At 70.0% G+C, this 14,829-nt stretch carries 11 protein-coding genes; 4 read left to right on the top strand and 7 right to left on the bottom strand.

Features of this window, described 5'->3' with window-relative positions; genetic code table 11:
* The first annotated feature begins 213 nt into the window (after window positions 1-213).
* Complete coding sequence (locus tag ACZ7LT_RS30965) at window positions 214-525, top strand: ferredoxin (protein WP_471239419.1); 312 nt, start codon at window positions 214-216, stop codon at window positions 523-525.
* Window positions 526-529: 4 nt separating this feature from the next.
* Here ACZ7LT_RS30965 and ACZ7LT_RS30960 read toward each other — a convergent pair whose 3' ends face one another.
* The 3 genes from ACZ7LT_RS30960 to ACZ7LT_RS30950 all read right to left on the bottom strand — a co-directional run bounded on the left by ACZ7LT_RS30960 (window position 530) and on the right by ACZ7LT_RS30950 (window position 3,423).
* On the bottom strand, window positions 530-1,102 hold the full coding sequence (locus tag ACZ7LT_RS30960; RefSeq protein WP_471239418.1) for a hypothetical protein: 573 nt from the start codon (window positions 1,100-1,102) through the stop codon (window positions 530-532).
* A 169-nt stretch (window positions 1,103-1,271) separates the two neighbouring features.
* Entirely contained in the window at window positions 1,272-2,159 is an 888-nt protein-coding gene (locus ACZ7LT_RS30955; RefSeq protein WP_019884997.1) for a tRNA (adenine-N1)-methyltransferase, read from the bottom strand.
* A gap of 19 nt (window positions 2,160-2,178) precedes the next feature.
* Window positions 2,179-3,423 (bottom strand): site-2 protease family protein, encoded by a 1,245-nt coding sequence (locus tag ACZ7LT_RS30950; RefSeq protein WP_471239417.1) that lies wholly within the window; start codon window positions 3,421-3,423, stop codon window positions 2,179-2,181.
* A 155-nt stretch (window positions 3,424-3,578) separates the two neighbouring features.
* Here ACZ7LT_RS30950 and ACZ7LT_RS30945 point away from each other — a divergent pair, with 155 nt between their 5' ends.
* Complete coding sequence (locus ACZ7LT_RS30945) at window positions 3,579-4,514, top strand: RecB family exonuclease (RefSeq protein ID WP_471239416.1); 936 nt, start codon at window positions 3,579-3,581, stop codon at window positions 4,512-4,514.
* 108 nt (window positions 4,515-4,622) lie between these two features.
* Entirely contained in the window at window positions 4,623-5,294 is a 672-nt protein-coding gene (locus ACZ7LT_RS30940; RefSeq protein ID WP_471239415.1) for a response regulator, read from the top strand.
* Window positions 5,295-5,393: 99 nt separating this feature from the next.
* Here the strand turns inward: ACZ7LT_RS30940 and ACZ7LT_RS30935 are convergent, their stop codons facing one another.
* The 4 genes from ACZ7LT_RS30935 to metH all read right to left on the bottom strand — a co-directional run bounded on the left by ACZ7LT_RS30935 (window position 5,394) and on the right by metH (window position 13,481).
* Window positions 5,394-6,977 carry an ABC transporter substrate-binding protein gene (locus ACZ7LT_RS30935; protein ID WP_471239414.1) on the bottom strand — a complete coding sequence of 528 codons (1,584 nt, stop codon included), beginning with the start codon at window positions 6,975-6,977 and terminating at the stop codon, window positions 5,394-5,396.
* A 70-nt stretch (window positions 6,978-7,047) separates the two neighbouring features.
* Complete coding sequence (locus ACZ7LT_RS30930) at window positions 7,048-8,649, bottom strand: ABC transporter substrate-binding protein (RefSeq protein WP_471239413.1); 1,602 nt, start codon at window positions 8,647-8,649, stop codon at window positions 7,048-7,050.
* A gap of 460 nt (window positions 8,650-9,109) precedes the next feature.
* Window positions 9,110-9,811 carry an HAD family hydrolase gene (locus tag ACZ7LT_RS30925; RefSeq protein ID WP_471239412.1) on the bottom strand — a complete coding sequence of 234 codons (702 nt, stop codon included), beginning with the start codon at window positions 9,809-9,811 and terminating at the stop codon, window positions 9,110-9,112.
* 160 nt (window positions 9,812-9,971) lie between these two features.
* Window positions 9,972-13,481, bottom strand: coding sequence for a methionine synthase (gene metH, locus ACZ7LT_RS30920; protein ID WP_471239411.1), 3,510 nt, complete (start codon window positions 13,479-13,481; stop codon window positions 9,972-9,974).
* A 290-nt stretch (window positions 13,482-13,771) separates the two neighbouring features.
* Between metH and ACZ7LT_RS30915 the strand changes: the two genes are divergently transcribed.
* Window positions 13,772-14,536, top strand: a complete 765-nt coding sequence (locus ACZ7LT_RS30915) for an IclR family transcriptional regulator (RefSeq protein WP_471239410.1) — start codon at window positions 13,772-13,774, stop codon at window positions 14,534-14,536.
* The last annotated feature ends 293 nt before the right edge of the window (window positions 14,537-14,829 follow it).

The raw sequence follows: 14,829 nt of genomic DNA, 5'->3' as shown, positions 1-14,829 counted from the left end.
GTGGTGATTGAAACCCCTAGATCACAAAGACTGTCGAGGCGTGTCCGATCTTCACCCTTGCGCTCTCCCTCACGCCTGGGGAATACCCACCCATCAACATCGGAAAGCGGGCGGTTGTAAGGTCGGAGTGGTCAACACCCGTCAGGGCTGTACCGACTTACTTCACTTTGCTTCACCGGACCGCAGGACCGGGCGCAGGAAACGGCAGGAGATATGACCGTGCAGGACGAGGCTCCCTCCGCGACGGCGGGCGACGCCCTGGAGGTCTGGATCGACCAGGACCTGTGCACCGGTGACGGCATCTGCGCGCAGTACGCCCCTGAGGTCTTCGAGCTGGACATCGACGGTCTGGCCTATGTGAAGAGCGCCGAGGACGAGCTGCTCCAGGACCAGGGTGCCACCACGCCGGTGCCGTTGCCGCTGCTCCAGGACGTGATCGACTCGGCGAAGGAGTGCCCGGGCGACTGCATCCACGTCAGGCGCGTTTCGGACAGGGTCGAGGTCTTCGGCCCCGACGCGGAGTGACGGATCACACACTCCGCGCTTCGGCCTGGGCGGTCCTGATGAACTTCCCGCCCTTCCACTGCCACTTGACCCGCTCCCGGCGGTCCGGGCAGCAGCTCGGAACGTCCGGCGACGAGTAGCCGAGCAGGGTCGCGGTCACCGCCCCGTCACGTACGGCGAGCGCGGTCACGTTCTTCCGTTCCGCCGGCGCGATGAGGGTGGCCACCACGCGCGCGGGGCTCTGCCGCCCGTGGGTCAGTACGTAGACGCCGTGCGGGGGCGCCCCTGAGCCGGCGGCGCAGTGGGCCACGGCGACGGTCTCCGGCCGGCCGTCTCCGTCGAGGTCTCCGGACGCCTTGCGGGCCACCACGCTCGGCGCTCCCCCGCACTCCAGAGGGAAGGTCACGGCGGCCGGGTCCGGGGCCGGTACGGCGGCGGAGGCGGGGGCGACCGCGGGGGCCGTGGACGAGGCGGTGGCCGCGTCGGGCCGCAGCAGATGGGCGCCCGCCACGACCGCGGCCATCGCCGCCGCGGTGGCGAGCCAGTGCACCGGGCGGGTGTGGGTGTGCGCGAGGTCCGGAAGGACTGCGGGCTGCACGCGGGATGTCTCCTGTGGCGTGGTGGTGCGGTGGGGTGGCCAGCATCGTGCCATACGTCACAGGAGGGCGGAACAGGCGGGGTCGGACCCCGTGAACGTGAAGGTGCCGCCGTCGAGTTCCCCGTGGTCGGCGGGAACTCGGCGGCGGCACCGTTGCGTTGTGAGGGCGTCAGCCCTTGTTGGGGCCCTCGTAGTCCTCGCCGTAGGCGCCCTTGGCCGGACGGCGGCGGCGCATCGGGGGCTCCACACCGTCCGCGAGGCGGCGGGCGGTGACGAGGAAGCCGGTGTGTCCGATCATCCGGTGGTCGGGGCGGACGGCCAGGCCCTCGACGTGCCAGTTGCGGATCATCGACTCCCACGGCTGCGGCTCGGCGTAGCAGCCGAACTCGCGGATGGACTCCACGGTCCGCGCGAGCTGGGTGGTGGTCGCCACGTAGCAGCAGAGGATGCCGCCGGGGACGAGCGCCTTGGAGACGGCCTCCAGGCACTCCCAGGGGGCGAGCATGTCCAGGATGACGCGGTCGACGTCGGTGTCGGACAGGTTGTCCTGGAGGTCGCCGACGGTGAGCTGCCAGGCCGGGTGCGGGCCGCCGAAGTAGCGCTCGACATTGCCCTTGGCGATCTCGGCGAAGTCCTCGCGGCGCTCGTAGGAGTGGAGCATGCCGCTGTCGCCGATCGCGCGGAGCAGGAAGCTGCTGAGCGAGCCGGAGCCCACTCCCGCCTCCACGACGCGCGCGCCGGGGAAGATGTCGGCGAAGGCCAGGATCTGCCCCGCGTCCTTGGGGTAGACCACGGCGGCGCCGCGGGGCATGGACAGGACGTAGTCGGGGAGCAGGGGGCGCAGCGCGAGGTAGGCGACGTTTCCCGTGGTACGGACAACACTGCCCTCGGGAGCACCGATCAGCTCGTCGTGCGGGAAAGAACCCTTGTGGGTGTGGAAGTTCTTTCCGGCCTCGAGCGTGAACGTGTAGTGGCGTCCCTTGGGGTCGGTGAGCTGGACCTGGTCCCCGACCTTGAAGGGCCCGCGACGGCGGGCGGCACCGGTCGGTTCGGACATGTGACCAGCCTACCGGCAGCTATGTGGTGGGTCGTGCCATGGCTCGTACGAAGGCCCGCTCGACGTCCGCGGTGGACAGGACGCCGTAGATCTCGCCGGTCTCCTCGACGACGAGGTACTCGGTGGCCGGGGTGGCGCGCAGCCGGTCGAGCAGGGCCTCGCCGGCCAGCTCGGCGGGGATGCGCATGCCGTCGGTGAGGTCCTGGGCGAGGCCGCTGACGGCGACCCAGGGGCGGCGGTGCTGGGGGACGCCGACGATGGCGGTCTCGCGGACCAGGGCCGTCGGGGCGCCCTGGCCGTCGACGACGACGAGGGCGCGGGCCCCCGCCTCGTTGGCGCGGCGCAGGGCCTCGGAGAGCGGGGTGGCGGACTCGACGGGGACGGCGCGGCGGGTGAGCGTACGGGCGCGCAGCTCGGGGAGGTGTTCGCGCAGCCGGGCCATGCGCAGGCTGTTGCCGGCGCCGGTCCAGATGATCGCGGCGAGGATGGCGGCGAGGAGCGCGTCCATGACCGTGTCCATGCCGCTGATGTCTTCGGTGGCGTTGCCGAGGGCGCCGGTGTGGGTGAGCAGGGGCAGGCCGACCAGGACGGCGACGGCCAGGGCGCGGCCGACCCAGGCGGCGGCGACGGTGCCGCTCATCGGCTTGCCGGTGATCTTCCAGACGATGGCGCGGAGCATCCGGCCGCCGTCGAGGGGAAGGCCGGGGAGCAGGTTGAAGACGGCGACGATCAGGTTGGAGATCATCAGGCCGGCGAGCAGGACACCGGGGACGGTGCCGGGTTCGACGGCGCTCATGCTGAGGTAGAACACGCCGGCGAGGACGAGCGAGAGCAGGGGTCCGACGAAGGCGAGGACGAATTCGCGGCCGGGGGTCTCGGACTCCTTCTCGATCTCGGAGACGCCGCCGAAGAACTGGAGCTGGATGCGGCGCACCGGCAGTTTGAAGCGCAGGGCAGCGACGGTGTGGGCCAGCTCGTGGACCAGTACGGAGGCGTAGAAGGCGACCGCGAAGAAGAGTGAGACCAGGTAGCGGACGTTGCCGAGCTCCGGCAGGACGCGGTCGAGCTGGCCGCCGAAGACCCAGGTGATGAGGGCGGCGACCAGGAACCAGCTGGGGGCGACGTAGACGGGCACGCCGAAGGGGCGGCCCATGAGGATGCCGCCGCCGGGTTCCTCGCGCGGTGGTGTGCCGCTGCCGGGGTTCGGTCCCGCCGTGTCGGACCGCGGCCTCGTGCTCTCGCCGCTCTCGTCGTCCTGGTTCACGGGTTCCCTTCGTTGCCGAGCGTCGTGCGACCGGCCCGCGTGCTGTGGTCTGTCTCACGGTACGGGCAGGTGACTGCCTCGATCATGCAGTGCGTGGGGGTCTTGAGTCGATGGTATTCCGCTCGCTGTCAGTGGCGGGTCGTAGGGTCTGAGTCATGAGTACGAGCCAGCAGCCGCCGACGGACGCCGAGCCGACCCCGTCGGAGGCCGCTTCGCCGCCCGCCGAGTCGCCCGCCGAGCCCCCTGCCGTGTCCCCCGCGTCGCCGCCCGCGTCGCTGTCGCCGTCGCGGGCGAGTGACTTCATGCAGTGCCCGCTGCTGTACCGGTTCCGGGTGATCGACAAGCTGCCGGAGAAGCCGAGCGAGGCGGCGACCCGGGGCACGCTGGTCCACGCGGTGCTGGAGCGTCTCTTCGACCATCCGGCGGTGGAGCGTACGGCTCCGCGGGCGAAGTCGCTGATCCCCGCGCAGTGGGACCGGCTCCTTGAGGCGCGGCCCGAGCTGTCGGAGCTGTTCGAGGGGGACGCCGAGGGCGAGCGGCTCGGGCAGTGGCTGGCCGAGGCGGAGCAGCTGGTCGAGCGGTGGTTCACGCTGGAGGACCCGACCCGTCTGGAGCCCGCCGAGCGGGAGATGTTCGTGGAGACGGAGCTGGAGTCGGGCCTGCGGCTGCGGGGGGTGATCGACCGGATCGACGTGGCGCCGACGGGTGAGGTGCGGATCGTCGACTACAAGACGGGCAAGGCGCCCCGGCCGGAGTACAGCGAGGGCGCGCTCTTCCAGATGACGTTCTACGCGCTGGTGATCCAGCGGCTGAAGGGCGTGCTGCCGCGGCGCTTGCAGCTGGTGTATCTGGGCAGCGGGGACGTGCTGACGTACGACCCGGTGGAGGCGGATCTGCACCGGGTGGAGCGCAAGCTGCTGGCGCTGTGGGAGGCGATCCGGCAGGCGACCGAGACGGGTGACTGGCGGCCGCGGCCGACGAAGCTGTGCGGGTGGTGCGACCACCGGTCGGTGTGCCCGGAGTTCGGCGGGACGCCTCCGGTGTATCCGCTGCCCGTGGTGCCGGCGCGGTCGGCGGACCCGGCCGAGTGACGGCCGGTGGGGGCCCGGCGGATGGTTCGTCGCCCGCCCGGCCCGCCCTGCGCGACGGCGGCGCGCCCCTCGAAGGCACAATAGGGGCGGTCTAGCTAAGGAGATCACGTGGCCATCCGCGTCCTATTGGTCGACGACCAGCCGCTGCTGCGCACCGGCTTCCGGATGATTCTGGAGGCGGAACAGGACATCGCGGTCGTCGGCGAGGCCGGGGACGGCCTCCAGGCTCTCGATCAGGTGCGGGCGCTGCAGCCCGATGTGGTGCTGATGGACATCCGGATGCCGCGGATGGACGGGGTCGAGGCGACCCGGCAGATCACCGGTCCCGGCCGGGACGGTCCGGCGAAGGTGCTGGTGCTGACCACGTTCGATCTGGACGAGTACGTGGTGGAGGCGCTGCGGGCCGGGGCGAGCGGCTTCCTGTTGAAGGACGCGCCGGCGAACGAGCTGGTGCAGGCGATCCGGGTGGTCGCGGCGGGCGAGGCGATGCTGGCGCCCAGCATCACGCGTCGTCTTCTGGACAAGTACGCGGACCATCTGCCGTCCGGCGAGGAGCCGGTGCCGCAGGCGCTGAACACCCTGACGGAGCGTGAGGTCGAGGTGCTCAAGCTGGTGGCGCGTGGGCTGTCGAACGCGGAGATCGCGGCGGATCTGTTCGTGAGCGAGACGACGGTCAAGACGCATGTGGGGCACGTGCTGACCAAGCTCGGTCTGCGGGACCGGGTGCAGGCGGCGGTGTACGCCTACGAGAGCGGTCTGGTGCGCCCCGGGGCGCAGTGACGGCGCGTCAGCGCTTCGACGCGTCGACTTCGGGTCGGCATACGGCGGCGCCCCCTCGGCAAGTGAGCCGAGGGGGCGCCGTCGTGTGCGCGGGGCGGGTCAGCCCTTCTTGATCTCCCAGAAGCGGAAGACGGTCGAGGCGTCGAGGGTCCACTCCAGGCCGGTGATGTTGCCGCGGGCGACCGCGTACTGCTTGCCCTGCCACAGCGGCAGGAGCGGCAGCTCTTCGGCGACGATGTGCTGGAGGTCGGCGAAGTCCTTCTCGGTGGTGGAGCGGTCGGCGGTCGCGGAGGTCCGCGGGATGAGCGTCTTGGAGATGGTGAGGTTCTCGTAGTTGTTGCCGAGAACGTTACCGGCGCCGAAGAACGGCTGCGTGAAGTTGTCGGGGTCCGGGTAGTCGGGGACCCAGCCCTTCACGTACACGCCGTACTTGCCGGCCTTGATGTCCTTCTCGTACTGCTCGATCGGCACGGACTTCATGGTCGCGTCGAACAGGCCGCTCTTGTTGAGCTGGCCGACGATCGCCGCGATCTCCTCGTCGGTCGCCGGGCCGTAACGGCTGGGCGTGGACCAGAGGGTGAGCTTGACCTTGTCCTTGACGCCGGCCGAACGCAGCGCCTTGCGGGCCTTGTCGACGTCGGGGCGGCCGCCGTAGGCGTCGAAGAAGGCGGTGTTGTGGCCGACGACGCCGGCCGGGACGATCGAGTACAGCGGGGTGGCCGTGGAGCGGTGGACGTGCTGGACCAGGGCGTCGCGGTCGACGATGTGGGCGATGGCCTTGCGGACGCCGAGCTTGCCGACGACCGGGTCCTTGACGTTGAAGACCAGGTGCTGGACCTCGGCGCTGGTGCCCTCCATGACGGAGATGCCCTTGGCGTCCTCGGAGCCCTGGAGGGTGGCGATGTCGCCGGCGGCGAGGCCTCGGTAGGCGACGTCGATGTCACCCTTGCCGAGCGCGTCGGAGAGGGCCTTGCGGTCGCCCTTGAAGAACTTGAGGGTGATGCCGCCGTTCTTGGGCTTGGCGTTGCCGCGGTACTCGGGGTTGACCGAGAAGACGGCCTGGCCGTCGTCGAAGGACTCCAGCTTGTACGGGCCGGAGCCGGCCGCCTTGCCGTCGGTGCGCAGTCCGTCGGCGGCGTACTCGCGGTGGTCCACGATGGAGCCGGCGCCCGAGGCGATCTTGCTGGGGAAGGTGGCGTCCGGGACCTTGAGCTTGAAGACGACGGTCTGGTCGTCCGGCGTCTCGATGGAGGCGATGGTGGAGAGCAGCGGCGCCGGGCCGGACTCGTCGTTGATCTTCATCGCGCGCTCGAAGGAGTACTTGACGTCCTTCGAGGTCAGCGGGTTGCCGTTGCTGAACTTGAGTCCGCTGCGCAGTGTGCAGCGGTAGACGGTGCTGCCGCCCTGGGCGAAGCCGCACTTCTCCGCGGCCTCCGGCTCCGGGGAGGAGGCGCCCTTGGGGAAGCTCAGCAGGGACTGGAAGACGTTGTTGAAGAGCAGCCAGGAGCCCGGGTCGTAACCGGCGGCGGGGTCCGTCGCCAGGACCTCGTCGGACATGCCGACGACGACGGCGTTGCCGCCGCCGGCGGATTCGCCGGTCTTCTCCGAACCGCAGCCGCTGAGCAGGGCGGCGGCCACCCCCGCGGCGAGCGGGGCCGTCAGCCACTTGTTGTGTGCCTTCACAGAACCTTGAACCTTGCCTTTGATCACTTTCAACCGGCCGTGCGGCTGCGCGGCCGGGCACAGAAGGGGGTCAGGCGCCGCCGCGGCCGAGCTCCCAGAGCTGCAGGTCCGAGGAGGTGTTGAGCGCCCATTCGACGCCGCTGACGTCGGCCTGGGCGGCCACGTACTGCTTGCCCTGCCACAGCGGGAGGACGGGCACGTCGGTGGCGACGATGTCCTGCATCCGGGCGAAGGTGCCGGCCGCGGCGGTGCGGTCCGCCTCGCGGCGGGACGCGGGGATCAGCTGCCCGCGCACCACGTTGTTGGCGTAGGGCGTGTTGAGGAAGTTGTCCGCGTCAAGGAAGGGGGCGATGTAGTTGTCGGGGTCCGGGAAGTCGGGGAACCAGCCGAGGCCGTAGACGGCGTAGTCGCCGCGCTTCTGGGCCGGCCTGAACTTGGACCACTCGACGCCCTTGACGGTGACGTCGAAGAGCCGGGTGGCGTTGAGCTGGCCCCGCAGTGCCTCGAACTCCTTGGCGGTACCAGGGCCGTAGTGGTCGGTGGTGTAGTGCAGGGTCAGCTTCACCGGGGTGGAGACGCCGGCATCGCGGAGGATGTCCGCGGCCTGCCGCGCGTTGGGCTCGCCGTAGCGGTTGAAGAAGGAGTTGGTGTGCCCGGCGATGCTGGAGGGGACCAGCGAGTACAGCGGCTGGGCGGTGGAGCCGTAGACCTTGCCGGCGATCTGGCCGCGGTCGACGACGGCGGCCATGGCCTGGCGTACGGCCTTGTCCTTGACCGAGGGGTGCTCGGTGTTGAAGCCGAGGTAGCGGATCTCCAGACCGGGCACCTCGGTGAGCTTGACGCTGTCCTTGGGCTTGTCGGTGAGGTCCTTGATCTGGTCCGGCGACATGGCGCGGGTCATCAGGTCGATCTCGTCGGCGTCGAAGGCCTTGCCCATGGCGTCGGCGTCCGCGTACGAGCGCAGCTCGACCTTCTCGTTGCTGAGCTTGATGTCGCCCTTGTACTTCGGGTTCTTGGTGAAGACGGCCCGGGTCGCCCGCTCGCCGTCGTGGTCGATGCGGACGGTGTACGGGCCGGAGCCGTCGATCGCGAAGCCGTCGCGGAGCTTCTTGCCGTCGTACTTGGCCTTGCTGAGGATGCCGGCGACAGGGGTGGAGAGCTTGTACGGGAAGGTGGCGTCCGGGGTCTTGAGGTGGAAGACCACTTCCTTGTCGCCCTTGGGCTCGACGGTGTCGATGCCCGCGAGCAGGGCGGCCGTGCCGTTGTCGGACTTGATGTCAAGCACGCGCTCGATGGAGAACTTGACGTCTTCGGCGGTGACGGGGGTGCCGTCGGCGAAGGTCAGGCCGTCGCGCAGGGTGCAGCGGTAGCTCTGACTGACCTTGTCGGTGAAGCCGCACTTCTCGGCGGCCTCGGGGACCGGCGCTCCGCTGCCGCGGGGGACGTGCATCAGCGTCTGGACGGTCTGGCGCAGGACGTTCCAGGCACCGGTGTCGTAGGCGAAGGCCGGGTCGAAGGGGGCGGGAGCGTCCTCGGTCGCGACGAACTGGTCCGTGGTGCCCACGACTATGTCGCCGCCGCCGCCCGATCCGCCGTTCGAGGCGCCGCAGGCGACCAGTACGGGGGCGAGCAGGCCGGCCAAGGCCGGCAGCGCCAGAGTCTTGCGGTTCATCCTGGACGTTCTCCCTCATCCGGCACTGAGATACAGCGGTGTCGTGGACACTCCGCCGCTGCCGCCCGGTCGGGGCGGGAGCGATCGGGCCGGGAACGTGCGATCGGTCCTGTGCGCACGGCGACTTGGGTTTGTCACCGCGGCACGCGGAAGGTGCGGCGAAGTACTCGCGAAAGATTAGTCGGCGGCGTCAGGAAAGCCGGACCGCACCCAAGGGGGCGCCAATGCGCACAGTGATCGGTAATGCACTCCGTTCGATGACCATGCAACGGAAGGATTCGTACACGGATTACCGAATCGGGACACATGGGTGGGGCGCTGCGGTGGATTCCGGACATGACGCTACGGACAGGCCATCCGGTCGGCGCCACGGTGCGTGACCAAGGTCACGGCCGGGCTTTTCCTTTGGAAAGCCCGGCCGAATTCGCCGGCATTACCCGCGCCACGCTCGGTGCGCGGTTCAGTGCATTCCCGTGATCAGGGTGCGCAGAAAGCGGAGATCGACTTCTTCGAGGGAGCGGACGACGACCCGGCCGGCCGAGGGGGCGATGGGGGCGACGGAGGGGACGGCGACCACACGGCAGCCGGCCGCCTCGGCGGAGGCGACGCCGGTGGCCGTGTCCTCGATGACGGCGCAGCGGGACGGTTCGGCGCCGATGCCCCGGGCGGCGTGCAGGTACGGGTCGGGGTGCGGCTTGGTCCGGGGCACCTCGTCGCCCGCGACGGTGAGGGTGAACCGGTCGCGCCCCAGGGAGGCGAGGACCCGGTCGATGATCCGGCGGTGCGAGGCGGAGACCAGGGCGGTGGGGATGTTGTGCGCGGCCAGCTCGGCCAGCAGCCGCTCGGCGCCCGGCATGAGGGGGACGCCGCGGTCGATCCGCTCCTCGAACTTCTCGTTGAGCAGCACGGTGAGCTCGGCGAGGGTGATGTCGGCTCCGGTGGCCTCGATCAGATAGCCGGCGCTGCGGGTCATCGGACCGCCGACGACCACGTCCCGCCAGGACTCGTCGAGCTGATGGCCGAGCGCGCCGAACGCCTCGACCTCCGCGTCCCACCAGAACCCCTCGGTGTCGACCAGCGTGCCGTCCATGTCGAGGAAGACGGCCTGCAGGGCGGAGCCCTCGGCCGTACGGGTCAAGGACGCGGGGACCGTACTGGTCATCGGCACACCTTCCGAGAGGGACGAGAAGGCCGGCAGCCCCTCCCGGATGGGAAGGCTGCCGGCCTGCATGGGACCGACCAGTGTACGTCCGGGACGTTCCGGACGCATCGTGGTTTCTCTCCCGGGTCGCGCGGGATTTTCCGCCCCGTGCGACGCGGAGCTACCGCGCGTTGAAGTACTTCGCCTCCGGGTGGTGGATGACGATCGCGTCGGTGGACTGCTCCGGGTGGAGCTGGAACTCCTCGGAGAGGTGCACGCCGATCCGCTCGGGCTGGAGCAGCTCGGCGATCTTCGCGCGGTCCTCCAGGTCGGGGCAGGCGCCGTAGCCGAGGGAGAACCGCGCGCCCCGGTACTTCAGCGCGAACATGTCCTCGACGTCGGCGGGGTCCTCGCCCGCGAAGCCGAGCTCGGCCCGCACGCGCGCGTGCCAGTACTCGGCGAGGGCCTCGGCCAGCTGGACGGAGAGGCCGTGCAGCTCCAGGTAGTCGCGGTAGGAGTCGGCCTCGAAGAGCTTGGCGGTGGCCTCGCCGATCCTGGAGCCGACGGTGACGACCTGGAGGCCGACGACGTCGGTCTCGCCGGACTCCTCCGGGCGGAAGAAGTCGGCGAGGCACAGCCGTCGGCCGCGGCGCTGGCGCGGGAAGGTGAAGCGGGTCCGCTCGGAGCCGTCCTCGCCGAGGATGATCAGGTCGTCGCCCTTGGAGACGCAGGGGAAGTAGCCGTAGACGACAGCGGCTTCCAGCATGTTCTGGGTGTGGAGCTGTTCCAGCAGACCGCGCAGCCGGGGGCGGCCCTCGTTCTCGACGAGCTCCTCGTAGCTGGGGCCCTCGCCGGTGCGGTTCTGCTTGAGGCCCCACTGGCCCTTGAAGAGGGCGCCCTCGTCGAGCCAGCTCGCATACTCCTTGAGCTGGATGCCCTTGATGACCCGGGTGCCCCAGAACGGCGGCTCGGGCACGGGGTTGTCGGTGGCGACGTCGGAGCGGCCGCCCTCCTGCGGCTCCTCGGTCTCCAGGACAGCCGTGGTGGCCCGTACCCGGCGCTGCTTGAGCTCGGGGAGGCTGGCCCCGGGGACGCCGCGCTTGACGGCGATCAGGGCGTCCATGAGGCGCAGGCCCTCGAACGCGTCGCGGGCGTAGCGGACTTCGCCCTCGTAGATCTCGTGGAGGTCCTGCTCGACGTACGCGCGGGTGAGGGCGGCGCCGCCGAGGATGACCGGGTACTCGGCCGCCAGCTTGCGCTGGTTGAGCTCCTCCAGGTTCTCCTTCATGATCACCGTGGACTTCACGAGGAGACCGGACATGCCGATGACGTCGGCCTTGTGCTCCTCGGCGGCCTCCAGGATCGCGGAGACGGGCTGCTTGATGCCGAGGTTGACGACGTTGTAGCCGTTGTTGGACAGGATGATGTCGACGAGGTTCTTGCCGATGTCGTGGACGTCGCCGCGGACGGTGGCGAGGACGATGGTGCCCTTGCCCTCGGCGTCGGACTTCTCCATGTGCGGTTCGAGGTAGGCGACCGCGTTCTTCATGACCTCGGCGGACTGGAGGACGAACGGCAGCTGCATCTGGCCGGAGCCGAAGAGCTCGCCGACGACCTTCATGCCGTCCAGCAGGGTCTCGTTGACGATGTCGAGGGCGGGGCGGGTCTGCAGGGCCTCGTCGAGGTCCTTCTCCAGGCCGTTCTTCTCGCCGTCGATGATGCGGCGCTTGAGCCGCTCCTCCAGCGGCAGGGCGAGCAGCTCCTCGGCCTTGCCGGCCTTCATCGACTTGGTGTTGACGCCCTCGAAGAGCTCCATGAGCTTCTGGAGCGGGTCGTAGTCCGCGGTGCGCCGGTCGTAGATCAGGTCGAGGGCGGTGTTGACCTGCTCCTCGTCGAACCGGGCGATCGGCAGGATCTTGGAGGCGTGCACGATGGCCGAGTCGAGCCCGGCCTTGACGCACTCGTCGAGGAAGACGGAGTTGAGCAGGATGCGGGCGGCGGGGTTGAGTCCGAAGGAGATGTTGGACAGACCCAGCGTGGTCTGCACGTCCGGGTGGCGGCGCTTGAGCTCGCGGATCGCCTCGATGGTGTGCACACCGTCCTTGCGGGACTCCTCCTGGCCCGTGCAGATGGTGAAGGTGAGGGTGTCGATGAGGATGTCGGACTCGAGGATGCCCCAGTTGGTGGTGAGGTCCTCGATGATGCGCTCGGCGATGGCGACCTTGTTCTCGACGGTACGGGCCTGGCCCTCCTCGTCGATGGTGAGCGCGATCAGCGCGGCGCCGTGCTCCTTGGCGAGCGCGGTGACCTTGACGAAGCGGGACTCGGGCCCGTCGCCGTCCTCGTAGTTGACCGAGTTGATGACGGCCCGGCCGCCGAGCTTCTCCAGACCGGCCTGGATGACGTCCAGCTCGGTGGAGTCGAGGACGATCGGCAGGGTGGAGGCGGTGGCGAACCGGCCCGCCAGCTCCCTCATGTCGGCGACGCCGTCGCGGCCGACGTAGTCGACGCACAGGTCGAGCATGTGGGCGCCCTCGCGGATCTGGTCGCGGGCCATCTCCACACAGTCGTCCCAGCGGCCCTCCAGCATGGCCTCACGGAACTTCTTGGAGCCGTTGGCGTTGGTCCGCTCGCCGATCGCCATGTACGCGGTGTCCTGGCGGAAGGGGACCGTCTGGTAGAGCGAGGCGGCACCGGGCTCGGGGCGCGGCTCGCGGACGGTCGGGGTGAGGTCGCGGACCCGCTCGACGACCTGGCGCAGGTGCTCCGGGGTCGTACCGCAGCAGCCGCCGACCAGCGACAGGCCGTACTCGCGGACGAAGGTCTCCTGGGCGTCGGCCAGCTCGGGGGCGGACAGCGGGTAGTGCGCGCCGTCCTTGCCCAGGACGGGCAGACCGGCGTTGGGCATGCAGGAGAGCGGGATACGGGAGTGCCGGGCGAGGTAGCGCAGGTGCTCGCTCATCTCGGCGGGGCCGGTGGCGCAGTTCAGGCCGATCATGTCGATGCCGAGCGGCTCAAGGGCGGTGAGCGCGGCGCCGATCTCCGAGCCGAGCAGCATGGTGCCGGTGGTCTCGACGGTGACCGAGCAGATCAGGGGCAGGTCGATGCCGAGGGTGTCCAGGGCGCGGCGGGCGCCGAGGATGGCGGCCTTCGTCTGCAGGAGGTCCTGGGTGGTCTCGACCAGCAGGGCGTCCGCGCCGCCGGTGATCATGCCTTCGGCGTTCTGCTGGTAGGCGTCGCGCAGGGTGGTGTAGCCGACGTGCCCGAGGGTGGGCAGCTTGGTGCCGGGGCCCATGGAGCCGAGCACCCAGCGCTGCTGTCCGGTGGAGGCGGTGTACGCGTCGGCGACCTCGCGGGCGATGCGGGCGCCGGACTCGGACAGCTCGAAGTTCCGGTCGGGGATGTCGTACTCGGCCAGTGCGGCGAAGTTGGCGCCGAAGGTGTTGGTCTCGACGCAGTCGACGCCGACGGCGAAGTACGCCTCGTGGACCGAACGGACGATGTCCGGGCGGGTCACATTGAGGATCTCGTTGCAGCCTTCGAGGTTCTCGAAGTCCTCGAGGGTGGGGTCCTGCGCCTGGAGCATGGTGCCCATGGCACCGTCGGCCACCACCACGCGCGTGGCGAGTGCCTCACGGAGGGCTGCGGCTCGGGTCCGGCTGTCAGCGGAAGGGGTAGGCAACGAGGCCATGGATGTGCTCCCTGGAGTGCGACGGCTGTCGGCTTTGCGTCTTCGGTGGAAGGCGCACCGGGCCAGAGTAACCGCGCAGACGCCGGGGTGGACATGGTGTCCCACGGGGCGGACGGCATGCTGTGTTCCCGAGAAGCCGTCGTCGCAGGTCTTGACGGACACTTTCAGTGGTGACACAAGTTCGGCATGGACCGATAGTGTTCAGCATTGTCGAATAGCAAGATCGAATCCCCGCGTAGGTGCCCGCACCGGTACCGCAGGGTCCAGAAGATGGGGAGAAGGGCCGGGCGATGGCGAAGAACATCCAGTCGCTTGAACGGGCGGCGGCGATGCTGCGACTGCTCGCGGGCGGCGAGCGCCGGCTCGGACTCTCCGACATCGCCTCGTCGCTCGGACTGGCCAAGGGCACGGCCCACGGCATTCTGCGCACCCTCCAAGCGGAGGGGTTCGTGGAGCAGGACGCAGCCTCGGGCCGCTATCAGCTGGGCGCCGAGCTGCTGCGTCTTGGCAACAGCTATCTCGACGTGCACGAGCTGCGGGCGCGCGCCCTGGTGTGGACGGACGACCTGGCCCGTTCCAGCGGCGAGAGCGTCCATCTGGGCGTCCTGCACCAGCAGGGGGTACTGATCGTGCACCACGTCTTCCGGCCGGACGACAGCCGTCAGGTACTGGAGGTCGGCGCCATGCAGCCGCTGCACTCGACGGCCCTGGGCAAGGTCATCTCCGCGTACGACCCGGTGGCGCACAGCGAGGCGCTGGAGGTGGAGCGGGAGACGTTCACCGCCCGTACGGTCACGGACCTCACCGACTTCGAGTCGGTGCTGGACCTGACACGCGCGCGTGGCTGGGCGGCGGACGTGGAGGAGACCTGGCAGGGCGTGGCCTCGGTGGCCGCCCCGATCCACGACCGGCGCCGGATGCCGGTGGGCGCGGTCGCCATCACGGGGGCCGTGGAGCGCGTCTGCAATGCCGGGGAGCTACGTTCGGAGCTGGTGGCGGCGGTACGGGACTGCGCCCGCGCGGTCTCCCGCGACCTGGGCGCCGGCCGCTTCTGAGCCGGCCCCCCGGCCTCCGTGCCCGCGTACCGCCGCGGCCGGATCCCGCCCATGGGCGCCCGCACCCCGAGGGGGCGGGCGCCTTTGCCATGGGGCTCCGTACGACCCTGCGGCCGGGCCCTGTGGGCGGCACTGACCTGCGACACCGGGCGATCGAGGAGGCCTTGGGGCCTCGTCGGTAACGATCCGGGTTTCGGCCAACGGAACCCTTGACGCGCTGTTCACCCGGGCGCAAAACTGCCGTTCATCGGTCGGCATTGTCGAACACCTACCGGCAATACGCGCTAGAGTGT

This window comes from Streptomyces sp. NPDC039465 (assembly GCF_055639315.1).
Note: the sequence above shows the minus strand (reverse complement) of the source record. Positions and strands in the feature narration are given on the sequence as shown.